At 63.5% G+C, this 26,381-nt stretch carries 24 protein-coding genes; 6 read left to right on the plus strand and 18 right to left on the minus strand.

Annotated features, from left to right (window positions below):
* Positions 1 to 115 precede the first annotated feature (115 nt).
* Both AC04SI_RS01785 and AC04SI_RS01790 read right to left on the minus strand, forming a co-directional pair.
* On the minus strand, positions 116 to 847 hold the full coding sequence (locus AC04SI_RS01785) for a class I SAM-dependent methyltransferase (RefSeq protein WP_404275167.1): 732 nt from the start codon (positions 845 to 847) through the stop codon (positions 116 to 118).
* Positions 844 to 2,835: a long-chain fatty acid--CoA ligase gene (locus AC04SI_RS01790; RefSeq protein WP_404275168.1), complete on the minus strand. Its 1,992-nt coding sequence runs from the start codon at positions 2,833 to 2,835 to the stop codon at positions 844 to 846. The genes AC04SI_RS01785 and AC04SI_RS01790 overlap by 4 nt, the downstream gene beginning before the upstream one ends.
* A gap of 469 nt (positions 2,836 to 3,304) precedes the next feature.
* On the opposite strand from AC04SI_RS01790, the gene AC04SI_RS01795 reads away from it, so the two are divergent.
* Genes AC04SI_RS01795 through AC04SI_RS01815 form a run of 5 tightly spaced genes read left to right on the plus strand, consistent with a single transcriptional unit; the run spans position 3,305 to position 8,550 of the window.
* The gene (locus AC04SI_RS01795; protein ID WP_404275169.1) at positions 3,305 to 4,903 is read left to right on the plus strand and encodes an ABC transporter substrate-binding protein; all 1,599 of its coding nucleotides are present in this window, start codon (positions 3,305 to 3,307) and stop codon (positions 4,901 to 4,903) included.
* A gap of 47 nt (positions 4,904 to 4,950) precedes the next feature.
* Positions 4,951 to 5,958: an ABC transporter permease subunit gene (locus AC04SI_RS01800; protein WP_192178072.1), complete on the plus strand. Its 1,008-nt coding sequence runs from the start codon at positions 4,951 to 4,953 to the stop codon at positions 5,956 to 5,958.
* A complete protein-coding gene (locus tag AC04SI_RS01805; RefSeq protein ID WP_404275171.1) occupies positions 5,958 to 6,866 on the plus strand; it encodes an ABC transporter permease subunit in 909 nt (302 codons plus the stop codon). Before AC04SI_RS01800 ends, AC04SI_RS01805 begins: the two co-directional genes overlap by 1 nt.
* Positions 6,866 to 7,723 (plus strand): ABC transporter ATP-binding protein, encoded by an 858-nt coding sequence (locus tag AC04SI_RS01810; protein ID WP_404275172.1) that lies wholly within the window; start codon positions 6,866 to 6,868, stop codon positions 7,721 to 7,723. The genes AC04SI_RS01805 and AC04SI_RS01810 overlap by 1 nt, the downstream gene beginning before the upstream one ends.
* Complete coding sequence (locus AC04SI_RS01815; RefSeq protein ID WP_404275173.1) at positions 7,720 to 8,550, plus strand: dipeptide ABC transporter ATP-binding protein; 831 nt, start codon at positions 7,720 to 7,722, stop codon at positions 8,548 to 8,550. Before AC04SI_RS01810 ends, AC04SI_RS01815 begins: the two co-directional genes overlap by 4 nt.
* 36 nt (positions 8,551 to 8,586) lie before the next feature.
* On the opposite strand, the gene AC04SI_RS01820 is transcribed toward AC04SI_RS01815, so the two are convergent.
* The 5 genes from AC04SI_RS01820 to AC04SI_RS01840 all read right to left on the minus strand — a co-directional run bounded on the left by AC04SI_RS01820 (position 8,587) and on the right by AC04SI_RS01840 (position 13,850).
* On the minus strand, positions 8,587 to 9,882 hold the full coding sequence (locus tag AC04SI_RS01820; RefSeq protein WP_404275174.1) for a cysteine desulfurase-like protein: 1,296 nt from the start codon (positions 9,880 to 9,882) through the stop codon (positions 8,587 to 8,589).
* 47 nt (positions 9,883 to 9,929) lie between these two features.
* Positions 9,930 to 10,604 carry an amino acid ABC transporter permease gene (locus AC04SI_RS01825; protein ID WP_006202866.1) on the minus strand — a complete coding sequence of 225 codons (675 nt, stop codon included), beginning with the start codon at positions 10,602 to 10,604 and terminating at the stop codon, positions 9,930 to 9,932.
* Positions 10,605 to 10,823: 219 nt separating this feature from the next.
* The gene (locus AC04SI_RS01830) at positions 10,824 to 11,621 is read right to left on the minus strand and encodes an ABC transporter substrate-binding protein (protein ID WP_006202867.1); all 798 of its coding nucleotides are present in this window, start codon (positions 11,619 to 11,621) and stop codon (positions 10,824 to 10,826) included.
* 73 nt (positions 11,622 to 11,694) lie between these two features.
* Positions 11,695 to 12,891, minus strand: coding sequence for a pyridoxal phosphate-dependent aminotransferase (locus AC04SI_RS01835; RefSeq protein ID WP_404275368.1), 1,197 nt, complete (start codon positions 12,889 to 12,891; stop codon positions 11,695 to 11,697).
* A 182-nt stretch (positions 12,892 to 13,073) separates the two neighbouring features.
* Positions 13,074 to 13,850, minus strand: a complete 777-nt coding sequence (locus AC04SI_RS01840) for an HpcH/HpaI aldolase family protein (protein WP_404275176.1) — start codon at positions 13,848 to 13,850, stop codon at positions 13,074 to 13,076.
* Between the two features lie 124 nt (positions 13,851 to 13,974).
* Here AC04SI_RS01840 and AC04SI_RS01845 point away from each other — a divergent pair, with 124 nt between their 5' ends.
* Positions 13,975 to 15,066, plus strand: coding sequence for an LLM class flavin-dependent oxidoreductase (locus AC04SI_RS01845; protein WP_404275177.1), 1,092 nt, complete (start codon positions 13,975 to 13,977; stop codon positions 15,064 to 15,066).
* A gap of 34 nt (positions 15,067 to 15,100) precedes the next feature.
* On the opposite strand, the gene AC04SI_RS01850 is transcribed toward AC04SI_RS01845, so the two are convergent.
* The 11 genes from AC04SI_RS01850 to AC04SI_RS01900 form a co-directional block, all read right to left on the minus strand.
* Positions 15,101 to 15,496: a RidA family protein gene (locus tag AC04SI_RS01850; protein WP_404275179.1), complete on the minus strand. Its 396-nt coding sequence runs from the start codon at positions 15,494 to 15,496 to the stop codon at positions 15,101 to 15,103.
* A 66-nt stretch (positions 15,497 to 15,562) separates the two neighbouring features.
* The gene (locus AC04SI_RS01855; protein WP_404275181.1) at positions 15,563 to 16,711 is read right to left on the minus strand and encodes an acyl-CoA dehydrogenase family protein; all 1,149 of its coding nucleotides are present in this window, start codon (positions 16,709 to 16,711) and stop codon (positions 15,563 to 15,565) included.
* The gene (locus AC04SI_RS01860; RefSeq protein ID WP_404275182.1) at positions 16,711 to 17,523 is read right to left on the minus strand and encodes an enoyl-CoA hydratase family protein; all 813 of its coding nucleotides are present in this window, start codon (positions 17,521 to 17,523) and stop codon (positions 16,711 to 16,713) included. The genes AC04SI_RS01855 and AC04SI_RS01860 overlap by 1 nt, the downstream gene beginning before the upstream one ends.
* Complete coding sequence (locus AC04SI_RS01865) at positions 17,520 to 17,990, minus strand: MarR family winged helix-turn-helix transcriptional regulator (protein ID WP_192178062.1); 471 nt, start codon at positions 17,988 to 17,990, stop codon at positions 17,520 to 17,522. Before AC04SI_RS01865 ends, AC04SI_RS01860 begins: the two co-directional genes overlap by 4 nt.
* The gene (locus AC04SI_RS01870; RefSeq protein ID WP_404275184.1) at positions 17,984 to 18,757 is read right to left on the minus strand and encodes an SDR family NAD(P)-dependent oxidoreductase; all 774 of its coding nucleotides are present in this window, start codon (positions 18,755 to 18,757) and stop codon (positions 17,984 to 17,986) included. The genes AC04SI_RS01865 and AC04SI_RS01870 overlap by 7 nt, the downstream gene beginning before the upstream one ends.
* Complete coding sequence (locus AC04SI_RS01875) at positions 18,754 to 21,048, minus strand: bifunctional salicylyl-CoA 5-hydroxylase/oxidoreductase (RefSeq protein WP_404275186.1); 2,295 nt, start codon at positions 21,046 to 21,048, stop codon at positions 18,754 to 18,756. Before AC04SI_RS01875 ends, AC04SI_RS01870 begins: the two co-directional genes overlap by 4 nt.
* 144 nt (positions 21,049 to 21,192) lie before the next feature.
* Positions 21,193 to 22,029, minus strand: coding sequence for an ATP-binding cassette domain-containing protein (locus AC04SI_RS01880; RefSeq protein WP_404275188.1), 837 nt, complete (start codon positions 22,027 to 22,029; stop codon positions 21,193 to 21,195).
* A complete protein-coding gene (locus AC04SI_RS01885; protein WP_488473835.1) occupies positions 22,022 to 22,903 on the minus strand; it encodes an ABC transporter ATP-binding protein in 882 nt (293 codons plus the stop codon). The genes AC04SI_RS01880 and AC04SI_RS01885 overlap by 8 nt, the downstream gene beginning before the upstream one ends.
* Positions 22,900 to 23,748 (minus strand): ABC transporter permease, encoded by an 849-nt coding sequence (locus AC04SI_RS01890; protein WP_488473836.1) that lies wholly within the window; start codon positions 23,746 to 23,748, stop codon positions 22,900 to 22,902. Before AC04SI_RS01890 ends, AC04SI_RS01885 begins: the two co-directional genes overlap by 4 nt.
* Entirely contained in the window at positions 23,741 to 24,748 is a 1,008-nt protein-coding gene (locus AC04SI_RS01895; RefSeq protein ID WP_488473837.1) for an ABC transporter permease, read from the minus strand. Before AC04SI_RS01895 ends, AC04SI_RS01890 begins: the two co-directional genes overlap by 8 nt.
* Positions 24,749 to 24,819: 71 nt before the next feature.
* Positions 24,820 to 26,346, minus strand: coding sequence for an ABC transporter substrate-binding protein (locus tag AC04SI_RS01900; protein ID WP_404275195.1), 1,527 nt, complete (start codon positions 26,344 to 26,346; stop codon positions 24,820 to 24,822).
* Positions 26,347 to 26,381 lie beyond the last annotated feature (35 nt).

Below are 26,381 nucleotides of genomic sequence, written 5' to 3' on the forward strand. Positions count from 1 at the left end.
ACAGGGGCACGAGGATGCGTCCCACAATATGCATCAGCCAAATGTGCACTGGCCCGCTAATGTCCGCAATGGGTCGAACCCGCTCATTCAGAGTGATTGGGTTTTGAACTCAGCGCTAGCGATCTTCCGCCTCGAAGGAAAACACGCCGCTCGACTTGGTCGCAGCTCCCTTCGCGTCGCCGAAATCCGGCACCTGGTATTCGGCGAGCAACCGCAGCCGCGACAGCGGCAGGTCGGCGCGACGGGGATCGCCGACCAGCACCTCGATGCCGGCTGCCAGGCAGTGGTCGAGAAACGGGGTAACCCGCAGCGCTACCTCACGGCCGTAAAACACGTCGCCGGCAAGAACGAGATCGACCGCCGGTGGCGGGCCGGTGGTGATGTCTTCACTGATTAAGGTAATAGCAACGCCGTTCGCCGCCGCGTTGAGGCCGATCGCGGCAACACCGTTGCGGTCGATCTCGGCCGCGATCACCGTGCTGGCGCCGGCCTTCGCCGCGGCGATGCCGACAAGGCCCGAACCGGCGCCGAGGTCGAGTACGCGCCGCCCCGCCACCGTCTGCGGCCGGTCGAGTATGTAGCGTGCAAGCACCGCGCCGCCGGCCCAGGCATAGGCCCAGTAGGGCGGCAGAGGCTCGGCCTGCTCGATATCGGCGGCTTCGTCCGCTTCGACATCGTTCCCGTCCGGGTCGAGCAGCCGTCTCAGGCCGCTGCCGGGATGGGCCGTATAGAGCCGGATTTCGGGAAGCGCCGGAACAGGCTCAAGGCGCATGTTCGCCTTGATGAACGTCGCCGGGTCGGGACGTCGACTATCCGCTATCCCGTCGGTGCCGGTGGCGTCGTTCAAGATCGCGCCTGGTCCCGCAATGCTCGCCGCAGGATCTTGCCCACGGGCGTCTTCGGCAGCTCGGTGCGGAACTCGATGTATTTCGGCCGCTTGTAGCCGGTCAGGTTCTCGCGGCAATAGGCAGTCAGGGTTTCGATGGTCAGTGCCGGGTCCTTCCTGACCACGAACAGTTTCGGCACTTCGCCCGAATGCTCGTCCGGCACGCCGATCGCCGCCACTTCGAGCACGCCCGGGTGCTGGGCCACGACCTCTTCCAGCTCGTTCGGATAGACGTTGAAGCCGGACACCAGGATCATGTCCTTCTTGCGGTCGACGATCTTGGTGTAGCCACGCTCGTCCATGAAGCCCATGTCGCCCGACTTGAAGAAACCGTCCTTGGTCATAACCTTGGCGGTCTCGTCCGGCCGGTTCCAGTAGCCGGCCATCACCTGCGGACCCTTGATGCAGATCTCGCCGACTTCGCCGAGCGGCACATTGTTGCCGTCGTCGTCGCGGATGGCGATCTCGGTCGAGGGCAGCGGCAGGCCGATCGTGCCGGTGAAGTCGCCTGCGCTGAACTTGTTGGCGGTCGCCACTGGCGAGGTTTCCGACAATCCGTAACCCTCGCTGACCGGACAGCCGGTCAGCGCCTTCCAGCGCTCGGCGACGCCCTTCTGCACCGCCATGCCGCCGCCTAGCGTCAGCACGAGCGGCTTGAAATCGAGCTTGCGGAAGTCCTCATTGTTGAGCAGCGCATTGAACAGCGTGTTGAGGCCCGGGAAAATGTGGATCGGGTATTTCTGCAGTTCCTTGACGAAGCCGGGGATGTCGCGCGGGTTGGGAATGAGCACGTTCTGGGCGCCTTGCTGCATGCCCATCAGCGCGTTCACCGTCAGCGCGAAGATATGGTAGAGCGGCAGCGCACAGACGAAGTTGGGATGCGCCGGTCGCGGCCTAACCGTATAGGCGTCCTCGAGCCAGAGCGCGTTCTGCGCGACATTGGCGAGCACGTTGGAGTGCAGCAGCGTCGCGCCCTTCGAGACGCCGGTGGTGCCGCCTGTATATTGCAGGAAGGCGATATCGTCGGCCGCCACCTTGGCCGGCTTGAAGGCGACGCCGGCGCCGGCCTTGAGCGCCGCGTTGAACTTGACATGGCCGGGCAGCGACCATGCCGGCACCATTTTCTTCACCCGGCGCACGACGAGGTTGACGATCGTCCCCTTGAGAGCGCCGAGCATGTCGCCCATTGCGGCGATAACGACATGCTTGACCGCCGTCCTGGCGATCACCGCCTGCAGCGTATTGGCGAAATTTTCGAGGATGACGATGGCCTGCGCCCCGGAGTCCTTGAGCTGATGCTCCAGCTCGCGCGGCGTGTAGAGCGGATTGATGTTCACCACCGTATAGCCGGCGCGTAAGATGGCCATCATCGCTACCGGATACTGCAGCACGTTCGGCATCATCAGCGCCACGCGTGCGCCTTTCTGCAGCCCTGTCGATTGCAGGTAGGCGCCGAAGGCGGTCGACTGCCGCTCGAGTTCGGCATAGGTGATAGACTTGCCCATGCATACGAATGCCGGCTGGCCGGCAAACTGCTTGCAGGCGCCGATCAGCAAGTCGCCGATGGAACTATAGGGTAGAGGCCCGATCTCGGCCGGAACGCCTTTCGGGTAGCTGGCGAGCCATGGCTTTTGCGGCAGGCCGGCGGCAAGTGCTGTCAACGCCTTCGGCAGTCGCTTGGCCGGGCTCGATGCCGGCTTCGACGCGGGATTTGCCGAAGCGGGCTTGGCCGCCGCCGCTGTCTTGGCGTTCGGCTTGGCTGTCTTTGCAGCCGCGGCTTTGGTCGCGGGCTTTGCGCCTGCCTTTGCCGGTGCAACTGCCGCCTTCGGCTTGGCCGGCGCGGCGGCCTTGGCGGCTGGCGCTTTCGCCTTGCCGGAGCCGGCGGCCGGCTTTGAAGCGGCCTTGGCTTTTGCCTTCTCCGGAGCCGTTGTCTTTGCTGCTTTTGCCACCTGTTGCCTCCCTCGATCTTTCCTTCGTGCCGCGTCGCCTCTGAATGACAGAAACGTCCTCCGCCGCAGCGTTGCGGATTCCCCAAGAAATCCAGCATGCCGCCTATGTATTGCGACTATCGGCGACCGTGCAAGTCTTGCCCTTGCGGCAGAACGGGAAAGATTTGCCGTCGAAATCTTTCCGGCGCTGGCCCTCTCGAGCCCTAGCCTCCTGTCACGCCGGTGGCGAAGCGAAGCCTGTGGTTCATTGTAATCGCCGCATCGGCAATCAATAAAAAAATGCAGTCGTTAACAATCCCGTGATTGGTAGGTTTTGCTATTTTTTTCTGAAATTGCGCAAAAACCGAGAAACATTTTCTGCTTACGGTGGGGTAGGCAAACGGGGAGTTCCAAAGCCGGGAAAACGGTGCTTATATGCGCGCTTCGCGAGCCTGATAGAAGGGCTTGGAAGAACATCAGGGAGTGCTCAATGAAAAAGAAACTGACTTTTGCAGCCGCGTTGCTGGCTGCAAGCGTCCTCGGCGGCGTGGCCAATGCCAAGACGCTGGTTTATTGCTCGGAGGCATCGCCGGCCAACTTCGACCCGGGTACCACAACGGGCGGCAACGATTTCGACGCCTCGTCGCGCACGGTCTATTCGCGTCTGGTCGAGTTCAAGCATGGCGGCACCGAGATCGAGCCCGGTCTCGCCGACAAGTGGGAAATCTCCGACGACGGCCTGGTCTATACCTTCCACCTGCATCCGGGCGTGAAGTTCCAGACCACCGACTATTTCAAGCCGACGCGTGACCTCAATGCCGACGACGTCGTCTTCTCCTTCGATCGCCAGTTCAACAAGGAAAACCCCTGGAACGGCGAGAAGTACCTGCCGAACCTGACCTGGGACTATTACACCGGCATGGACATGCCGAAATACGTCGCCAAGTGGGAAAAGGTCGATGACCTGACCGTCAAGCTGACGCTGACCGAGCCGAACGCGCCGATGCTTGCCAATCTCGGCATGGACTTCGCCTCGATCGCGTCGAAGGAGTATGCCGAGCAGCTGGAGAAATCCGGCAAGATGGCCGATTTCTCGACCAAGCCGATCGGCACCGGTCCGTTCCAGTTCGTCGACTACCAGCTGGATTCGGTCATCCGCTATGCGGCCCATCCGGATTACTTCAAGGGCAAGGAAAAGATCGACGATCTCGTCTTCGCCATCACGCCCGACGCGACCGCCCGCATCCAGAAGGTGCTTGCCGGCGAATGCGACATCGCACCCTATCCGAATCCTGCCGACATCGGCACGATCAAGGCCAACCAGGACGTGACCCTGATGGATCAGGCCGGCCTGAACATCGGCTACATGAGCTACAACACCACCGTCCCGCCACTCGACAAGCCTGAGGTTCGCCACGCGCTTAACCAGGCGATCGACCGGGAAGCTCTGATCAAGTCGCTGTTCCAGGACGCCGGCGCCACGCCGGCCGACAATTTGATCCCGCCGACCATGTGGTCGTGGGACAAGAGCGTGAAGTTCGATTCCTATGATCCGGAAGCGGCCAAGAAAGTGCTGGCCGATGCCGGGCTCAAGGAAATCCAGCTCTGGGCTTCCGATCGCGTTCGTCCTTATAACCCGAACTTCCAGCGTGCCGCCGAACTGATCCAGGCCGACTGGGCCAAGGTCGGCGTCAAGGCGGAGATCGTCAACTACGAGTGGACGAAATATCGTGAGGAAGGCAAGAAGAAGGACCGCCCCGGCGCGTTCCAGATCGGCTGGACCGGCGACAATGGCGATCCGGACAACTTCTTCGCCACGCTGTTCGCTTGCTCCGCCATCGGCGTGTCGAACTACTCGAGCTGGTGCGACAAGGACTTCGAGGACCTGATCCAGAAGGCCAAGAAGACCAGCGACCAGGGCGAGCGCACCAAGCTCTATGAGCAGGCGCAGGTCGTCTTCCAGAAGCAGGCTCCTGCCTTCCTTATGGCACACAGCCAAGTCTACGCAGTCGTGCGCAAGAACGTCAGCGGTTTCATGATGGACCCGCTCGGCATTCATCGCTTCGACGGCGTCGACAAGGCCGAATAGAACTGTTAGGCGGGCGGCGCGCGATCAAGCGCCGCCCCCTTTTCAAGATGCTCCGATATCTCCTCAACAAAATCGCATTGGTGATCCCGACACTCATCGGCATCACCATCTGTGCCTTCGCTTTCGTCAGGCTGCTGCCCGGCGATCCCATACTTGCCATGGCCGGCGAGCACGGCGTGGCGCCGGCGCGCTACGAACAGCTCAAGGAACAGTTCGGCTACAATCTGCCGATCTGGCAGCAATATGCGCGCTATGTCGGCGAGGTCGCGACCGGTGATTTCGGCGTCTCGATCTCGTCCAAGCGCCCGGTCATGGAAGAATTCAAGACCCTCTTTCCGGCGACGATGGAACTGTCGTTCTTCGCCATGATCTTCGCCATGGTGCTAGGCATTCCCGCCGGCATCGTCGCTGCGGTCAAGCGCGGCTCATGGTTCGATCAGTCATTGATGGGCACGGCGCTCGTCGGCTATTCCATGCCGATCTTCTGGTGGGGCCTGCTGCTGATCATCTTCTTCTCCGGCTACCTCGGCTGGACCCCGGTTTCGGGCCGCATCGGCCTGCAGTTCTTCTTCAAGCCGATCACCGGCTTCATGACCATCGACACCCTGATCTATGGCAAGTGGGACGCCTTCCGCTCGGCGTTGAGCCATCTGGTCCTGCCCGCCATCGTGCTCGGCACCATCCCGCTGGCAGTGATCGCCCGCCAGACGCGTTCGGCGATGCTCGAGGTGCTGGGTGAGGACTATGTGCGGACCGCGCGCGCCAAGGGCCTTTCGTCTGCCCGTGTCATCGGCGTGCATGCCTTGCGCAATGCGCTGATCCCGGTGGTCACCACCATCGGCCTGCAGGTCGGCACGCTGCTTGCCGGCGCCATCCTCACCGAAACCATTTTCGCCTGGCCGGGCATCGGCAAGTGGATGGTCGATTCGATCTTCAAGCGCGACTATGTCGTCGTGCAGTCAGGGCTGCTTTTGATCGCGCTCATCGTCATGGCCGTGAACCTGATCGTCGACGTGCTCTATGCCGTCATCAACCCGCGCATACGGGCGGCATGATGAGCCAGTCGACCGAAATCACGCCACTCGTCGCCAGCCCTGACCGCTTGTTGGGGTTCAGGACCTTCTGGCACTATTTCTCGGTGAACCGCGGCGCCGTCATCGGCCTGTTCGTCTTCATCCTATTGGTGTTGGCGGCAGTGCTTGCACCGGTGCTGGCGCCCTATGCGCCGGATGTTCAGGACAAGACCGCGTTCTTGAGACCTCCGGCATGGCAGGCCGGTGGCAGCGCCCAGTATCTGCTCGGCACCGACGCGGTCGGTCGCGACATGCTCTCGCGCCTGCTCTATGGCGCCCGCTTCTCGCTGCTCATCGGTGCGGTCGTGGTCACGCTGTCGCTGTTCGGCGGCATCACACTCGGCCTGCTTGCCGGCTACTTCCGCGGCTGGGTCGACGTCGCGATCATGCGCGTGATGGACCTGATCCTCGCCTTTCCGTCGCTGCTGCTCGCGCTTGTGCTGGTCACCATTCTCGGGCCTGGCCTGTTCAATGCGATGCTGGCGATCTCGCTCGTGCTGCAGCCGCATTTCGCCCGGCTGGTACGCGCCGCCGTCATGGCGGAGAAAAGCCGCGAATATGTCGTGGCCGCGAAGGTTGCGGGTGCTGGACATCTCAGGCTGATGCTTCGCACCATCCTGCCGAATTGCCTGGCGCCGCTGATCGTCCAGGGCACGCTGTCCTTCTCGAACGCCATTCTCGAGGCGGCAGCCCTCGGCTTCCTCGGGCTAGGTGCCCAGCCGCCGACTCCCGAATGGGGAACCATGCTCGCCTCGGCGCGTGAATTCATCCTGCGCGCCTGGTGGGTGGTGACCTTCCCGGGCCTCGCCATCCTCATCACCGTGCTCGCCATCAATCTGGTCGGTGACGGCCTGCGCGACGCGCTCGATCCGAAGCTCAGGAGGTCGTGATGGCATTGCTCGACATCCAGAATCTCGTTGTCGAGTTCCAGACCGCTTCCGGTTCTTTCCGCGCGGTCGACGGCGTTTCGCTTCACGTCGAAGAGCGCGAAGTGCTGGCCATCGTCGGCGAATCCGGCTCCGGCAAGTCGGTGTCGATGCTGGCGGTCATGGGCCTCTTGCCGTGGACGGCTACGGTTACGGCTGACAAGATGAGCTTTGCCGGACGCGATCTCCTGAAATTGAGCTCTGCCGAGCGGCGCAAGATCGTCGGCAAGGACATGTCGATGATCTTCCAGGAGCCGATGGCCAGCCTCAATCCCTGCTTCACCATCGGTTTCCAGATCGAGGAGGTGCTGCGCTTCCATATGGGCATGGACAAAGCCCAGCGTCGTGCCCGCGCCATCGAGTTGTTGAAGCAGGTTGGCATTGCCGACCCGGCGGAACGGCTGGACTCCTTTCCGCACCAGATGTCGGGCGGCCAGTGCCAGCGCGTCATGATCGCCATCGCCATTGCCTGCAATCCGAAGCTGCTGATCGCCGACGAGCCGACGACAGCCCTTGACGTCACCATCCAGAAGCAGATCCTTGACCTGCTTGTCTCGCTGCAGGCCAAATACGGCATGGGCCTGATCATGATTACCCACAATATGGGCGTCGTGGCCGAGACCGCCGACCGTGTCATCGTCCAGTACAAGGGCCGCAAGATGGAAGAGGCCGACGTGCTGTCGCTGTTTGAATCGCCGAAGAGCAATTACACCCGCGCGCTGCTGGCGGCGCTGCCGGAGAACGCCGTCGGCGATCGGCTGCCGACCGTATCCGACATGCTGTTCGAACCGGCACCCTCTGCAGCAGGAGCCGCCCAATGAGCGTCAGGGTCCTCGAGGGCAAGGACATCAGGCGCGACTACCATGTCGGCGGCGGGCTGTTCCGCGGTGCACGCACGGTACATGCGGTCAAGGGCGTTTCCTTCAGCGTCGACAAGGGCAAGACGCTCGCCATCGTCGGCGAGAGCGGCTGCGGCAAGTCCACACTCGCCCGCATCATCACGCTGATCGATCCAGCGACTTCCGGAGAGCTGTTCATCGACGGCAACAAGGTCGACATCGCCAGGGACGGGCTGACGAAGGAGATGCGCCGCAAGGTGCAGATCGTCTTCCAGAACCCCTACGGCTCCCTCAATCCGCGCCAGAAGATCGGCGACGTGCTGGGCGAGCCGCTGCTGATCAACACCGACAAGCCGCCCGAGGAACGCCGCGACCTTGCGATGAAGATGCTGAAGAAGGTCGGCCTCGGCACCGAGCACTACAACCGCTACCCGCACATGTTCTCGGGTGGCCAGCGCCAGCGCATCGCCATTGCCCGCGCGCTGATGCTGAACCCCAGCCTCTTGGTGCTGGACGAGCCGGTCTCGGCCCTCGACCTGTCGGTCCAGGCGCAGGTGCTCAATTTGCTCGCCGACCTGCAGGACGAGTTCCAGCTCACCTATGTCTTCATCAGCCACGACCTTTCGGTGGTGCGCTACATCGCCGACGATGTGATGGTGATGTATTTCGGCGAGGCGGTTGAATACGGCTCGCGCGACGAGGTCTTTGCCGACCCTAAGCACAGCTACACAAAGACGCTGTTCGCCGCGACGCCGCGCGCCGACGTCGCCTCGATCAAAGCCAGGCTGGCGAAGAAGAAGGCTGCCTGACGCGGCCAAGGCGCATCAGGGCAATTTTCAAAGAGATCACGACAGCTTGGCGATGATCGTGCGCAGCGCTTCGCCGAAGCGGCGCACTTCATCCACCGTATTGTAGTGCACCAGCGAGGCGCGGATGGCGCCGCTGTCCATCGAGAGGTTGAGGCGCTTCATCAGCCGCGGCGCATACATGTGGCCATCGCGGATGCCGATCTGCATCTCGGCCATCTCCTCGACGATCCGCTGCGGCGACAGCGTGCCGATGTTGAAGCAGAAGGTCGGCACGCGCTCATGGATGCGGGCCTCGTCGGCGACGCCGTAGATCGTGGCATTGCAGTTCTTGAGCACGGCGAACATCTCGCGCGCCAGCACCAGTTCGTAGTCGCGGATGGCGTTCATGCCGGCGACGATGTTGTCGCGCCGCGACCGGTTGTTCTCGGGCAACAGATTGCGGCCGATCGATTCCAGATAGCGCACGGCGGCGTCCATGCCGGAGACATTCTCGTAGATGAAAGTGCCGGCCTCGACCTTGTAGGGCGGCTCGTCGGGAATGAAATCCTCGCGGAATGTCGGCAGTCGCTTCAGCGTCTCGAAGCGGCCCCACAGGAAGCCCATATGCGGCGAGAAATTCTTGTAGCCAGAGCAGACCAGATAGTCGCAATCCCAGGCCTGTACGTCGATCAGCCCATGCGGTCCGTAATGCACGCAGTCGAGGAACACTTCGGCGCCGGCGGCGTGCGCGATCTTCGCCACGGAAGCGACGTCGACGATCGAGCCGATCGAATGCGCCGTCACCGTGCAGGCGACGAGGCGAGTGCGGTCCGACACCAGCGGCTTGAGGTCGTCGACATGCAGATTGCCATCCTCGCGCATGCGCCACCATTTGAACTTGGCGCCGGCGGATTCCAGCGCCAGCCATGTGGCGATGTTGGCGTCGTGGTCCATGTCGGTGATGACGATCTCGTCGCGCCCTCCATCTGTGTCTTTGGCGAGCATCTGGCCGATGCCGAGGCTGACCAGGCGGATGAACGATGTGGCGTTCATGCCGAAGCAGATTTCGGATGGGCTGTAGGCGTTGATCAGCAACGCCACGCTTTCGCGCGCATCGGCGACCGACTGGTCGACAGTGACGCTGCGGCCATAGCGGCCACCGCGCTGCACATTGTGCGCCACCAGATGGTTGGTCACCGCGTCGAGCACGCTCTGCGGAATCTGCGCGCCGGCGGCATTGTCCAGGAAGATGAAGTCGCCGGCCCGCTGCAAGGCGGGGAACATCGCGCGGATGGCCTCGACCGGAAACGCGCCGGCGGCGCTGTTCGCATTGGCGGTTTGATGCTTGTTCAAGGTCGTCTCCTGCGAAGTGCTTTGCGGATGGGGATCGATAGCCGAAATCAGCGCGTCTTCTCGGTCTTGAAGCGGCGTTCAAGCAGGCTGACGAGGCGCACCATCGGCCAAAGGAAGATGAGATAGACCAGTGCCGCGCCGATCAGCGGCGAGGGGTTGGCGTAGAGCGACTGCGCGTTGGTCGCTTCCTTTAGCAGCTCCGGCAGCGCCACGGTGGAAGCGAGCGACGTGTCCTTGAACATCGAAACGCAATTGCTGGTCATCGGCGGAATGACCACGCGGATCGCCTGCGGCAGCACGACCTTGCGCAAGGTCAGCAGGAACGGCAGGCCGAGCGCTTGCGCCGCCTCGAACTGGCCGCTCGGAATGCTTTCTATGCCGGAACGGAACACCTCGGCCGAATAGGCCGCCATGATGATGGCGAACGCCGTCACCGCGGACGTCCAGGACGACAGGCGGATGCCGAGGAACGGCAGCGCGTAGTAGATCAGGATGAGCACGACCAGCACCGGCATCGCGCGGAAGATGTCGATGTAGCCGACTGCCAAGAGCCGCAGCGGCTTCGGTGCGTAGAGCCGCACCAGGCTGATCGCCAGCCCGATCGGGATGCCGATGCCGATGCTGAGGATGCCGAGCAGCAGCGTATTCAGGAAGCCGCGCAGCAGCGCCGGCAGGCTCGACATCATGACGTCGGCGTTGAAGAAGGTGTCCAGCAGCGACATGGGAGCATTCCCGAAACGGTTGGCGTCCCGCGACGCTAGAGCAAAGGATGCTCAAGTTGAAACCAATACGTCCCGCTGAGGGCAAGACGGCGCAGCCGCTGGCGCTGGCGTGTGAAATAGAAGCGCTGTGCGCCCTCTGCGGATCGGCAGCAGGCGCGGCGCCACGATTGAAATCGTGCCGGCCTGGAGAGCCGGCACGATTGCAGCGAAACCTGCCGGTCAGGCCTTCGGCAGCGGCATTTCCTTGACGGTCGAGGAATCGGCCGGTGCGTCGCTGCCGAACCACTTCTTGTGGATCGCGGCGATCGTGCCGTCCTTCTTCATCGCGCTCAGCGCGTCGTTCAGCTTGCCGAGCAGCGGATGGTCCTTGGTCATCATAAGGCCGTACTGTTCGCCGGTCTTGATGCGCTCCTTGACGGTGAGGTCCTTCATCTTGGTGAAGGAGTATTCCATGCCGGGAATGTCGCTGACGGCGGCGTCGACGCGGCCGGCGCTGAGATCGAGCAGCAGGTTCTGCTGCGTGTCATAACCTTTCACATCGCTGAACCCGCCGGCCGCCTGGTGCTCCTTGACCCAGGTTTCGCCGGTCGAGCCGGACAGCACGCCGATGATCTTGCCCTTGAGGTCGGCCTCGGCCTTGATCGGGCTGTCGGTCTTGGTGGCGATGCCCATGTCGGAATCATAATAGGGCTGGGTGAAGGACTGCGACTTCAGGCGTTCCGGCGTGATGGTGATCGACGAAATCGCCACGTCGATGCGCTTCGAGGTGGTGGCGGCGAACAGTGCCTGGAAGCCGAGATCGGCGATTTCCGTCGTCATGCCGATGCGCTTTGCGGCTTCGTTGACGATATCGACTTCAAAGCCCTCGAAAGTGCCGCTCTCGTTCTTGTATTCGAACGGCGGGTTGGTCGGATAGGCGCCGACATTGAGCACATCCGCGGCATAGGCGGTGGCGGGGCCGGCGGCGATGCCGATGGCGGCTGCGAGAAGAAGCAGATTGCGACGCGTGAAGCTCATTGGTGTTCCCTCTGTTGTTGAACGGACGGGTTGGTCCCGCACGGTTTTTTGCCGCCCCGTTTCCGGCAGGGCGTCAATTCATGGCAGCGACCATGCGATCGAGCGCGGTCGCTATCTGGTCGCGGTCACGGCAGACGCACATGCGCAGGAAGGCCGTTGCCGAACTTCCGAACAGGTGGCCGGGTGCCAGCCCGACGCGCGCCGTCTCCAGGATTTTTGCGCAGGCGCGACGGGCGTCGCTTTCGCCTTCCATCGCGAAGAACGCATACATGCCGCCGCGCGGCTTTTTGGGCAGGACGATGCCGGGGATCTCAGCCAGCCTGTCATAGGCGAGGTCGAGGCCGGTCTTGATCCGCTGCCGGATCTCCTCGACCAGCGGCTCGCCTTGGCGGATCGCCGCCACGGCGCCGGCCTGGATCGGAGCTGCCGTGCCGCTGTTCACGTACTGGGTCATGGCGCCGAGCTGGTCGGCCACATCAGAGGGATGGGTCAGCCAGCCGACGCGCCAGCCGGTCATCGCCCAGGCTTTCGAGAAACTGTTGACCGACAGCACCCTGTCGCCGTCCTCGGCGACCTGCAGGATCGAAGGCGCCACGTCGCCGTCGAAATAGAGCCGGCTATAGACCTCGTCGGAGATGATCCAGATGCCGGTGCGCCTGCTGAAGTCGAGGAGGGCCTGCATCTCCTCGCGCGACGCGGTCCAGCCCGTCGGGTTTGACGGCGTCGAGAGGAAGATCGCGCGCGTGCGCGCATCGCAGGTCGCAAACAGACGGTCGAGATCGAGCTGCCAGTCGCCCTTCAAGTCGAGTGAAAATGGGCGCGGCTCGCCACCGATCAGGTGGATGGCGTTGTGGATGTTAGGCCATTGCGGCGCGACGTAGACGACGTTGGTGCCGGTATCGATGAGCAGATCCAGAGCCAGGAACAGGGCCTGCATACCGCCGGGCGTGACCGTGGTGCGTGCGATGGGGATCGGCCGGCCGTGGATGCGCGTCTGGTACTCAGACAGCGCTTCGTTCAACGGGCCGTGACCGCGCATGTTGGGCACGTAAAAGGTCAGGCCCTCATCGAACGCCGCCTTGGCTGCGTCGCGGATGAAGGCGGGCGTCACCATGTCGCCTTCGCCATACCAGAGCGCGATCACGTCGCCCAGTTCGCGGGCGCGCACGGCAAGGTTGGCAATGTTTTCGGTGTGCAGATCGCGGATTTGGGCGCGGACGCCATCGAAAGCGTAACGCGCGCTGGCCAGAGACGACGACTGGGGCAGCATGAACGACAAGGACTGAACCTCGCACCCTGAACGCATCGACAGGGCTGCCGGCAAGCCCGTCCGGCACGGCAGCCACGATCGATATTGAATGCTTATCCAAAGTGCCGGACTTTTCAAGGCAAAAGTTTTAAGCTTAAAAAGTTTTCCGCTGTACCACGGACGACGATGCACTTCAAGCCGAGCTACCGGCGTTCGTCTCGTTCCAGTTCGGCGCGGGCGGCAGCATGGTTGGCGGCAGCGCCGGCGCCGAGAAACATCGTGTCGCTGGCCAGGATGAAGAAGCTGGCGCCGATGGCGCTCCACTGGCCGACCGGCTGCGGGCTGGCGCAAAATATGCCTGCGGTCTTGTCGTGCGCGATCGCCGCGCCGATGATCGTCCGGATCGCTGCGTTGAGTTTGTCGGTGCCTTTCGCGCCAATAGCGTCGATCGACACAGAAAGATCTCCGGGGCCGACGAAGATCACATCGATGCCGTCTACGGCCGCGATCTCCTCGATGTTGGCGAGCCCTTCGGCGGTCTCGACCTGCACCGCGACGACGGTCCTGGCATTGGCCTCAGTGAGGTATTCCGGGATGCGGTAGCCATAACCTGCGGCTCGACCGGGCCCGACGCCGCGCTCGCCTTGCGGCGGATAGCGAGAGGCCGTCACCGCCGCCTGGGCCTGGGCGGCGGTCGAGATGCGCGGGATCAGAACGCCCTGCGCGCCGCTGTCGAGTGCGGCGGCGATCGCTTCCGGCTGATGGCCGGGCACGCGCACCATGGCCGGCACGCGATGGATGTCTGCCGCCCGCACCATGTTTTCGATCGTGTCCCGCGATATCTGGGCGTGCTCCCAGTCGATGCAGAGGAAATCGAGACCGGACTGCGCCATCACCTCCACCGCAACCGCATGCGGTATGGCGGCGAACGAGCCGATGAGGTTCTTCTTGCCGATGCATTTCTGGCGGAATTCGCTCATGCCCATCCCTTTCCTGGTCCTGCCCAAATCCATATCCGCAAACGACGGTCGAGCGAAGCTATTTCAGGCTTGAAATATTTTCCCGTAACCGTAGCCTGCCGTCTCCCGCCGAGAGTTTTCAGACATGATCAAAGCCCATCCCCTGCATGGCCCGAACAGGTTGAAGCTCGGCGTCTTTTCGACCAATGCCGATGGCGGGCTTGCCATCACCGATGTACCGGAACGCTGGACGGCGAGCTGGCCGGACAATCTGACGGCGGCCCGGATCGCCGACCGCGCCGGGCTCGAATTCATGCTGCCGATCGCGCGCTGGCGCGGTTTTGGCGGTCGCAACAAGGTGCGCGAATGGTCGTTCGAGACCTTCACCTGGGCGGCGGCACTCAGCATGGCCACCGAACAGATCGGCCTGTTCATGACCGTGCATGTGCCGCTCGTGCATCCGCTTTACGTCGCCAAGGCATTGGCCACGGTCGATCACATCAGCCAGGGCCGCGCCGGACTCAACATCGTCTGCGGCTGGAACCCTAAGGAATTCGGCATGTTCGGCACGCCTCTGGTCGACAAGGGCTACGACCAGGCAGCCGAATGGATCGAAATCCTGGAAAAACTTTACGCCTCGGACGAGCCTCTCGACCATGACGGCACCTACTACCATCTGAAGGAGGCCGTGAGCCGCCCGGCAAGCCTGCAAGTTCCGCGACCGGTGACCATGAACGCGGCCTTCGGCGGGCCGGGCCGGGATTTCGCCGCCGCCAAATGCGACTATCTGTTCACGACCTTTTCCGAAATGACTGACGCCGGCAAGCACGTCGCCGACATAAGTGAGCGCGCCGACAAGCAGGGCCGCGATGTCGGCGTCTACACGGTGGCCCATGTCGTCTGCCGCCCGACGATGGAAGAGGCGCAAGCCTATTACACGCGCTACGCCGTTGATATGGCCGACCACGACGCGGTCGACGCTCATATGGCCGGCAAGAAGGAATTCTCGCAGTCGCACGATACGCATGCCTATGACCGCTACCGGCAGCGCTTCGCCGGTGGCGCCGGCACCTACCCGCTGATCGGGACGCCTGAAACCATCGCCGCCGACATGATCGCTATCGCCGGGCACGGCTACCAGGGGATTGCGCTGTCCTTCGTCAACTACACGCAGGAACTGCCCTATTTCTGCGACCGCGTGCTGCCCCTGTTGAGGCAGGCGGGGCTTCGCGAATAAATCATTCTGCACGGACAGTTATTCCGGAGATTGGCTATTCCGGGATAACGGCGGTCGCCTGGATCTCCACCTTGGCGCGGTTCTCGACCAGCGCCATCACCTGCATGGCGGCCATGGCCGGAAAGTGTCGGCCGATCACCGCACGATAGGCTTCGCCGATCCCCTTGAGATTGGCCAGATACTCGGCCTTGTCGGTGAAATACCAGGTCATCGAGGTGATATGCTGCGGCTCACCGCCAGCCTCCGCCAGCACGGCGACGATGTTCTCAAGCGTCTGCCGCACCTGGCCGACGAAATCATCGGTCTCGAACCGGCATTGCCCGGTCCAGCCGACCTGGCCGCCGATAAACACGAGTTGCCCCCGCGCGGCGACGCCATTGGCATAGCCGACGGGTTTCGCCCAGCCTTCCGGCTGCAGGATGGTGTGCATGTCTGGCCTCCCGATACTTCGCAAAAATGTCCAGTTCGAAAATAATTAGCCGTATAATTTCCGGCCTCAGGCGGCGCCCATCACTTGCCTGGCGATCACCACTTTCTGCACGTCGGATGCACCCTCATAGATGCGCAGCGCCCGGATCTCGCGATAGAGGCTCTCGACGATATGGCCCTTGCGCACGCCGTCGCCGCCGTGAAGCTGCACGGCCCTGTCGATCACCTGTTGCGCCTTGTCGGTGGCGAACAGTTTTGCCATCGCCGCCTCCCGCGTCACCCGCGGGGCCCCCATGTCCTTGGTCCAGGCGGCGCGATAGATGAGCAAGGCGGCGGCATCGACATCGAGCGCCATGTCGGCGATATGGCCCTGCACCATCTGCAGCTCGGCCATCGGCGCGCCGAACAGTTTTCGGTCGGCCACCCTGCCGATGCTTTCGTCCAGCGCCCGGCGGGCAAAACCAAGCGATGCAGCGCCGACGGTCGAGCGGAAGACGTCGAGCACCGACATGGCGATGCGGAAGCCATCGCCCGGTTTGCCGATCAGCGCCGAGGTTGGAACACGGGCGTTTTCGAAGGAGAGCCGTGCCAGCGGATGCGGCGCGATCACCTCAAGCCGTTCGGCGATGCTCAGGCCTTTCGTTTCTGTCGGCACGATGAAGGCTGAAAGTCCCTTTGCGCCGGGCGCCTCGCCAGTGCGGGCAAAGACGATATAGAGGTCGGCGATGCCGCCATTGGAGATCCAGGTCTTTTCGCCCGACAGCAGATAGAAGTCGCCGTCGCGCGTGGCCGACATCTCCATGTTGGCGACATCCGATCCCGAGCGCGGCTCCGACAGCGCGAAGGCGGAAATCGCCTTGCCGGCGCGTGTCTTCGCCAGCCATTGCTGCTGCTCGGGCGTGCCGAACAGGCTGAGCGCGCCGGTGCCGAGCCCTTGCATGGCAAAGGCGAAGTCGGCCAGCCCGTCATGCCGGGCCAGCGTCTCGCGGGCGAGGCAAAGCGTGCGCACGTCGAGCGGTCCGGGATTTTCGGTATCGAGCGCAGTTGGTTTCAGCCAGCCGTCCCGCCCGAGCTTCGCCACCAGCTCACGGCAGGCGGCGTCGACATCGTGGTGTTCGACCGGCAGGTTTTTCGCGCACCAGGTGTCGAGCTGTTCGGCGAGCGCGCGGTGGCGATCCTCAAAGAACGGCCAGTTGAGGAAGGAACGGTCAGCCATCAATTCCCCTCGAACACCGGTTTCTCCTTAGCCACGAACGCCTCGTAAGCCCGCTCGAAATCGCCGGTCTGCATGCAGATCGCCTGCGCCTGTGCTTCGGCCTCGATCGCCTGGTCGAGCCCCATTGACCATTCCTGGTTGAGCTGCGTCTTGGTGATGCCATGCGCGAAGGTGGGGCCGGAGACGATGCGCGCTGCCATCTCCAGCGCGTCGGCCTCGAGTGTCGCTGCATCGACAAGCCGGTTGTAGAACCCCCAGCGCTCGCCTTCGGCAGCACTCATCGTCCGGCCGGTGTAGAGCAGTTCGGCGGCACGGCCCTGGCCGATGATGCGCGGCAGGATCGCGCAGGCGCCCATGTCGCAGCCGGCAAGGCCGACGCGCGTGAACAGGAAGGCTGTCTTCGCCTCCGGCGTGGCGATGCGAATGTCCGAGGCCATGGCGATGATGGCGCCGGCGCCAACCGCCGCGCCGTCGACCGCCGCGATGATCGGCTTGCCGCAATTCAGCATCGCCTTGACGAAATCGCCGGTCATGCGGGTGAAGGCGAGCAGTTCCTTCATGCCCATCTTGACCAGCGGGCCGATGATGTCGTGGACATCGCCGCCCGAGCAGAAATTGCCGCCATTGGGCAGGAACACCACCGCATCGACATCGTCGGCATAGACCAGGTCGCGGAACGTGTCGCGCAGTTCGGCATAGCTGTCGAAGGTCAGCGGGTTCTTGCGTTCTGGCCGGTCGAGCCGGATGTTTGCCACCCGGCCTTCGACCTGCCAGAGGAAGTGCTTGGGCTTGCGCCCTGCCATTTGGGTCATTCGCGTCCCTCCCAATTGCTGCGGAACGAGGTCAGCATGCCGGTCAGCCGGCGCGCTTCGTCCTCGCTGACATTGCCCAGCAGTTCACCGACCCAGCCTTCATGCGCGGCGGCGATCATGGCGAAGGACCTCACACCTTCCTCCGTCAGCCGCACCATCGAAGTGCGGCGGTCGCCGTTGCGGCGGGCCCGGGCGACAAGCCCTTCCGACACCAGCCGGTCGACGATGCCCGTTACATTGCCGTTGGACACCAGCAGGAAGCGCGACAAATCGCTCATCAGCATGCCTTCCGGCGCACGGTAGAGCGCCGCCATCACGTCGAAGCGCGGCAGCGTCGTGTTGAACTCCTTCTTCAGCCGCTCGCGCAGCTCCGCCTCTATGGTGCGCGAGGCGCGCAGCAGGCGTATCCAGAGGCGCAGCCGGTCCTTGCCGGGTCCTGAAGGGGTGGGCAGGGGACCGGCTACCATGTCTCGCCTCCTGAAATCGAAATCGTCTGCCCGGTGATCGATGCCGCCACATCGCCGCACAGCCACAGCACCGCGGCGGCGACTTCCTCCGGCTGGATGAAACGTCCCTGCGGATTTGTCGAGGACAGGCTTGTGCGTGCGTCCTCGACCGAGCGGCCGGTCTTTTCGACGATGCGCTGGATGGAGGTTTCCAGCATCTCTGTCTCGACGAAACCCGGGCAGACGGCATTGACGGTGACGCCGGATCTGGCGGTCTCGGCAGCGAGTGCCCGCATCAGCCCGACGACCCCATGCTTGGCCGCGACATAGGCCGAAACGTAAGCGTAGCCTTTCAGGCCGGCGGTCGAGGCAACAAAGACGATCCGGCCGACCTTCCGCGCCGCCATGCCGGCCAGCGCCGGCTTCACCGTCAGGAACGCGCCTGTCAGGTTGACGTCGAGCGTCCGCTGCCAGTCGCTGAGCGCGGTTCTGTGCGCCGGGGCGCTGCCCGACATGCCGGCATTGGCGACGACGATGTCGAACGGTCCGCGCTCTGCTTCCGCCTGGCTGTAGAGGGAGGTCATCGACGCCTCATCGGTAACGTCGGCGGCAATGCCGAAGATGCGGTCGCTTTGCCCCGCGACTTCGGCAAGTGCCGCCTCGCGCCGGCCGCAGATGGTGACGTTGATGCCGGCACCGGCCAATGCCAGCGCGATGGCCCGGCCGACGCCGGAGCCGCCGCCGGTGACCAGTGCATGCCTGCCTGCGATCGTTGACACGGCGCTCATACTTTCAGCCCCGCTGCCGCATCGCGCTCGGCCAGCCGATAGATCTGGTCACGGCCTGGCAGATAGGGATCCGGCCATTTGACGCCGCGGTCGCCAAGCGTGACGGCCGCATGCAGCGTCCAGTAGGGATCGGTGAGATGCGGCCTCGCCAGCGCCACAAGATCGGCGCGGCCGGCCATCAGGATCGAGTTGACATGGTCGGCCTCGTAGATGTTGCCGACCGCCATCGTCGCCATGCCGACCTCGTTGCGGATCCGGTCGGAAAACGGCGTCTGGAACATGCGGCCGTAGACAGGTTTTGCCGACGCCGAAGTCTGCCCGGCCGAAACGTCGCAAATATCGACGCCAGCCTCGTGCAACAGCTTGGCGATCTCGACCGCGTCGGCAGGCGTCACGCCTTCGATGCCGACCCAGTCATTGGCCGAGATACGCATCGAGATTGGTTTTTCGGCCGGCCAGACAGTGCGCACCGCGCGAAAGACCTCAAGCGGAAAGCGCATGCGGTTTTCGAGCGAGCCGCCATATTCATCCGTGCGCCGGTTGGTGATCGGCGTGATGAAAGAGGACAGCAAATAGCCATGCGCGGCATGGATCTCCAGCATGTCGAAGCCGCACCGGTCGGCCATCTCGGCGGAAGCGACGAACTGGTCGCGCACCAGGTCCATGTCGGCGCGGTCCATCGCCTTCGGCACTTGGTTCTGCGGCGACCAGGCCACAGCCGACGGCGCCATCACCGGCCAGTTGCCTGAGGGTAGTGGCACGTCCGTTCCCTGCCAGCCGACGCGGGTCGAGCCCTTGGCGCCGGAATGGCCGATCTGGGCGCAGATCCTGGCCTCTGTTTCGGCATGGACGAAATCGACCAGGCGCTTCCAGGCCACCTCGTGCGCCGGCGCGTAGAAGCCGGTGCAGCCTGGCGTGATGCGTCCCTCGGGGCTGACGCAGGTCATCTCGATGTAGAGCAGGCCGGCACCGCCCTTGGCCCGCTCGGCGTAATGAGCAAAATGCCAGTCGGTAGGGCAGCCGTCGATGGCCTTGTACTGCGCCATGGGTGAGACGACGATGCGGTTGGCGAGCACCATCTCGCGCAGCTTGAACGGCGCGAACATCGGCGCACGGCGCAGGCTGTTCCCGCCGGCGCCGGCCTGGCGCTGGAACCATTTCTCCGCGCCGGCCAGCCATTCGGCGTCGCGCAGCCTGAGATTCTCGTGGCTGATGCGTTGCGAGCGAGTCAGCAGCGAATAATTGAACTGCACCGGATCGAGGCCGAGATAGCGCTCGACCTCCTCGAACCATTCCAGCGAATTGCGCGCCGCCGACTGCAGCTTCAGCACTTCGGTGCGCCGTGCGTCCTCATATTTACGGAACGCCGCTTCGAGGTCCGGCTCGGACTCGACATAATCGGCAAGCGCCACAGCACTTTCCAGCGCCAGCTTGGTGCCGGAGCCGATCGAGAAATGCGCCGATGCCGCCGCGTCGCCCATCAGGGCAAGGTTCTTGTACGACCAGCGTTCGCACAGCACGCGCGGGAAATTGATCCAGGCCGAACCTCTTATGTGGTTGGCATTGGTCATCAGCGCATGGCCGCCGAGATGTTTTTCGAAGATACGCTCGCAGACTGCGATTGATTCCTGCTGCGTCATCGCGCCGAAGCCGAAGCGCTCCCAGGTCTGCTCGCTGCATTCGACGATGAAAGTCGCGGTTTCGCTGTCGAACTGGTAGGCATGCGCCCATACCCAGCCATGTTCCGTCTTCTCGAAGATGAAGGTGAAGGCGTCGTCGAACTTTTGCTGCGTGCCGAGCCAGACGAACTTGCACTTGCGGGTATCGATGTCCGGTTTGAACACGTCGACGAAAGTGCCGCGCGCTCTCGAGTTCAGACCGTCGGCGGCAACCACCAGATCGTGGCTCTCCATGTACGGGCGCGGATCGGCGATGTCGGTCTCGAATTCCAGTCTGATGCCGAGCTCGCGCGCCCGCCGCTGCAGCAGGATCAGCAGCCGCTTGCGGCCGATGCCGCAGAAACCGTGGCCGGTCGAGACCGTACGCACGCCATCGTGGATGACGGCGATGTCGTCCCAATAGGCGAAATGCTTCCTGATCCAGACGGCGCTGACCGGATCGTTTCTGGTCAGGTTCTCCAGCGTTTCGGCCGACAGCACGACGCCCCAGCCGAACGTGTCGTCGGCACGGTTGCGCTCGAACACCGTCACCTCGTGCGTGGCGTCTCGTAGCTTCATCGAGATGGCAAAGTAGAGGCCGGCTGGTCCACCGCCGAGAACCGCAACCTTCATGCCTGCGATCTCCTCTTCGCTTTCCGGGTCGCCGGCAAGGCCGGCGATCCCGACGCTCAGTATCGCGCCGCAGGTAATTTATTTCAAGCTTAAAGTTTTATATCGAAACGATTCCCGACGTCCGCGCGTGGCATGCGAATGCGTTCATGTGGGTGCCTTTGTCGTGGCAAGCGTACCCAGCCAGACCGAGTCGATTTGGGGCAGTGGGATGGCTGATATCAGGTCGCGTGTGTAGGCGTCCTTCGGACTGTCGAAAAGGACGTCGGTGGCGTTCGCTTCGACGATCCTGCCTTCACGCATGACGATCGCCTGCTGGCAGAGCCGCCGGATTACCGACAGATCGTGGCTGATGAAAGCGACCGTCAGGCCCATCTCAGCCGCGAGTTTCTCCAGCAAGGTCAGGATCTGCGCTTGCGTCGACACGTCGAGGCCGGAGACGATCTCGTCGGCGAGCACGAATTTCGGCGACAGCGCCAAGGCGCGGGCGATGCCGACGCGCTGGCGCTGGCCGCCCGACAATTGGTGGCGGTAGCGGCCGGCGAAATTTTGCGGCAGGCCGACGCGCTGCAACGCCTTGGCGACTCGGGTCTTGAGATTGTCGCCAAGGCCATTCTGTTTCAGCGGCGCGGCGATGATGCTGAAGATTGTCCGGCGCGGGTTGAGCGACGACATCGGATCCTGGAAGATCATCTGCAGGTCGCGGCGGAGCGGCCTGAGTTCGGCCTCCGAGAGATGGCTGATGTCGCGCCCTTCGAAGCTGATCGAGCCGGCGCTGGGCTCAAGCAGGCGCACCAGGGCGCGGCCCAGCGTCGATTTGCCGGAACCGGATTCGCCGACAATGCCGGTCACCGATCCCTTGGGCAGGTCGAAATCGAGCCCCTTCAGGATCTCGGCCAGCGGCGCCCGGCCGATCAGCGGCTTGCGGGTCATGTCGGGCAGCGCGACCTTCAGTCCGCGCACGGAAATCAGCGGCTCAGCCATGCGGTCGCCTCCAGGCCTGGTCGGCGGCGGCAATCTCGGCAGCCAGCCCGGCCAGCACGGCGTCATCCACCGGTCTCAGCGAGGCGAGCGGATCGGTGTAGCGCGGCGTGGCCGCCATCAGCGCCCGCGTATAAGGGTGCTGGGGTGCTGCGAACAGCGCCGCGGTCTCGGCCTCTTCCACCACCTTGCCGGCGTAGAGCACCGAGACCCTCTGGCTGATCTTGGCGACGACGCCAAGGTCGTGGGTGACGAACAGGATCGCCGTGCCGTGGTCGCGCTGCAATTGCGCGATCAGGCGCAGTATCTGCTTCTGCACCGTTACGTCGAGTGCCGTGGTCGGTTCGTCGGCGACGATCAGCCTTGGCTCGGCGGCGAAGGCCGCCGCGATCAGCACGCGTTGGCGCATGCCGCCGGAAAGCTCGTGCGGATAGGTTTTCAGCACGCGCTCCGGGTCGCGGATCTGCACCTCGTCCAGCAACTGGCGGATGCGCCTATCGGCCCTCTCGCCGCTCCAGCCGAGGATGCGCACCAGCCGGTCGGTCATTTGCGGGCCGATGCGGCGCGACGGGTTGAGCGCGGTCAACGGGTCCTGCGGGATCAGCGCCGTGCGGGCGCCGATCAGCGTGCGTCTTGCCTTCGGCTGAAGTTGGCCGAGGTGTTCGCCTTCGAGCAGCATGTCGCCTTCGACGATGCGCACGCTGGACGGCAGCACGCCGAGCACCGCCTTGCCGATCATCGTCTTGCCGGCACCGCTTTCGCCGACCAGCGCACGCACCTCGCCGGGCTGGACTGAGAGCGAGACCGAACGCAGCACGCGCTGGCCGTTCGGCAGCACGGCGCTCAACGAGCGGATATCGAGGCAAGCCGCGCTCATCGCAGCACCGGATCGAAACGCGCCTTCAGCGCCTCGCCGAACTGGCTGAACGACAGCACGGTCAGGATCAGCGTGATCAGCGGGAACACCAGCACCCACCAGGCCTGATGGATCGACAGCCGGCCCTCGGCGATGATGCCGCCCCAGGTCGGATCGTCGGTCGAGATCGACAGATTGACGAAGGACAGGATCGCCTCGACGATGACGGCGATGCCCATTTCCAGCGACAAAAGCGCGACGATCGACGGCACCACATTGGGCAGCACTTCGCGCAGCATGATGCCGATGCGGCCATAGCCGGCGATGCGGGCATTCTCGACATAGTCCATGCGCGACTGCCCCATCGCCTCGGCGCGGATCACCCTGCAGAAGCGTGTCCAGTCGATGACAGCAATCGCAATGATGACGGAGCTGAGGCCGGTGCCGAGCACGGCGACCAGCAGGATAGCGAACAGCACCGGCGGGAAGGCCATCCAGATGTCGACGATGCGCGAGATGATTCGGTCGGCCCAGCCGCCGAAATAGCCGGCAATCAGCCCGAACGCCGAGCCGACCAGACAAGCGGCGATTGCCGCGGCGAAGGCGACGATGAAGGCGATGCGGCCGCCGAAGATCAATCGCGACAGCAGATCGCGACCGAGGCTGTCGGTGCCCAGCCAATAGCCGGGCTCGGTCCCGTCCAGCCAGAAAGGCGGCAGCCGCTCCAGCATCAGGTCCTGCGCCAGCGGGTCCTGCGGTGCGACCAGCGGCGCCAGGATCGCCGCCAGCAGCGCCAGCAGCAGCCAGCCGCCGGCAAGCCACAGCCTCGGCCCCACGCCACGCCTGGCGATGCGTGCCTCATCCATGGCGCAGCCTTGGATTGAGCAGTGCATACATCATGTCTACAGCAAGGTTGATCAGCACGAACAGCAGCGCGAAGACGAGCACGATGCCCTGGATCAGCGGCAGGTCGCGATTGATGACCGCATCGATCGCCATATTGCCGAGGCCTTCATAGGAAAACAGCCGCTCGACGATGACCGTGCCGCCGATGAGGAAGGTGACCTGCACGCCGACCAGCGTCAGGGTCGGCAAGGCGGCGTTCTTCAGCGCCTCGCGCAGGATGACCTGCGTTTCGGAAAAACCCTTCACCCGCGCCAGCACGACATAGTCGAGGTCGAGCACTTCCTTCAGCGACTGTTTCAGCAACTGCGCGATGATCGCAGCCAGCGGCAGCGCCAGCGCCACGGCCGGCATCAGCATATGTTTCAGCAGGTCCCAGGTGAGGTCGAAACGCAGCCGCAGCATGCTCTCGACGAGATAGAATTGGGTGACGAAGGGCAGGTCGAGCTGTGGCGACACCCGGCCGGAAATGTCGAACACGGGTATAAGCACGCCGAACAGCAGGATCAGCACCAGGCCCCACAGGAAGTCTGGGATGGAAAGTGCTGTCCCGCTGGCGATGTCGATGCCGGCCTCGACCGCCGTGCCGCGTTCGCGCGCGCCGAGGATCGCCGCCGTGCCGCCGATCGCCACCGCCATAACAAGTGCGACTGTTGCGAGCTCCAGCGTCGCCGGCAGCCGGTTGAACACCAGCCCCAGCACGTCTTGCCGCAGCGAGATCGAAGTGCCGAAATCGCCCCTGACGACGCCGGACAGCCAGATGAAGAATTGCTGCACGATGGTCTTGTCCAGACCGTACAGCGCGCGCAGCCGGGCAATGTCGGCATCGCTGGCACCGGGCGGCAGCATCATCGCGATCGGGTCGCCAGGCGCGACGCGGATGACGACAAAGACGACGATGGCGACGCCGAACAGCGTGATCGCCATCGTCAGCAGACGGATCAGAAATCTTTGCAGAAGCATGGTCGCCTGTACGTCTGGCGAAAAGGGGCGCGCCACCGGTTGCGGTGGCGCGCATGCAGTCTATGTCGCTATCAGGCCGGGGTCATCAGCGCCGGCAGCAGCGCACCGGACACATGCTGCACCACGTTGACGCCCTTGGCATGCACGATCGGCTGCGCATACTGGATCAGCGGCAGCACATAGGCCTGCTCGGCGATGTATTTGTCGACCGCCTTCCAGCCTGCAATGCGCTTGGCCTCGTCCTTCTCGCCCCATAGCGGGTTGATCATGTCGATCAGGTCCTGGCTGTCCCACACCGAATGCGGGCTGGGGCCGTACATGGCGAAGCCGGTCGACGTCGTCGGATCGCCGATGGCATTGCCCCAATTGTAGAAGGCCGCCGGCGCCAGCTTGTCGGCGGCGCGCAGCTCGTAGTGCTTGGCGATCTCGTAGACCTCGATCGTCGCCTCGATGCCGACCTTGCGCCACATGCCGACGATCGCCTGGATCATTTCGTAGTCCTTGGGCTTGAAGCCCTTGGTCGTCTGTATGGTGAACTTGACCGGCTTTTCAGGCGAATAGCCGGAAGCGGCCAGCAATTCCTTGGCCTTCTCCGGATTGTGTTCGACCTTGATCGAGCCATCGAAGGCCGTGTATTCCGGCGTCTCCAGCGTAGCGATCGACTGGCCGTAGCCGCGCAGAAGCCGCTTGACGAGAAGTTCCTTGTCCACCGCCATGACGGCGGCCTGGCGGACATTCTTGTCCAGCATCGCCTCGATGTCGTTGAAGAAGATCATGCCGATGTCGGAAACGTTCTTGCACGAGCCGGCAAGCCCGTCCTTGGCGATCAGCCGGTCATACTCCTCATAGGGGATTTCGAGCGTCACCTGCGAGGAACCGGACTCGATCTCGGCGACGCGGCTCGCCGCATCGGTGACGAACTTGATCGTCACATTCTCGAAGGCCGGCTTGCCGCCCCAGTAGTTCGGATTGGCCTTCAGCCGCAGGAAGGCGTTGCGCTCGAATTTGTCGACCATATAGGGGCCGGTGCCGATCGGTGCTTTTTCGAAACCTTCGGCGCCGACTTTCTCGTAATAGGCCTTCGGCATGATGTAGCCGGTCAGGAACGACATCCATTTGAAATACACCGGGTCGAACTGCACGACGTCGCCGGTGATCTTGTTGCCGTCGATCTTGAAGTTGTTGACGTTCTTCCAGACGAACTGGATCGGGTTGCCGGTCTTCTCGTCGCCCGCCCGCTGCAGCGACCAGACCACGTCCTCGGCGGTGAAAGGCGAACCGTCATGCCATTTCACGCCGTCGCGCACCGTCATCATGATCTTGGTGCGGTCGTCGTTCCAACCCCATTCGGTGAGCAGGCCGGGCGCGAAGGACAGATCCGGCTTCTGCGGGATGAACTGGTCGAACACCGACTGGTAGAGACCCTGAATGGTCGGATTGACCGCCGACGGCCCGGTCGTCGGATCCCACGACGGCAGGTTGACGTTGTAAGCGATGGTCAGTTCGCCCGCTGCCTTGGCAATTTTCGGCAGGCCGAGGGCGGTCGCACCGAGCGCTGCAGCACTGTATCCGAGCAAGTCTCGTCTGTTGATGGTCATGGTCGTTCCCCTGTTGGTGGTCTTTGTCCGCGCGG

The organism is Mesorhizobium sp. CNPSo 4689 (assembly GCF_057784325.1).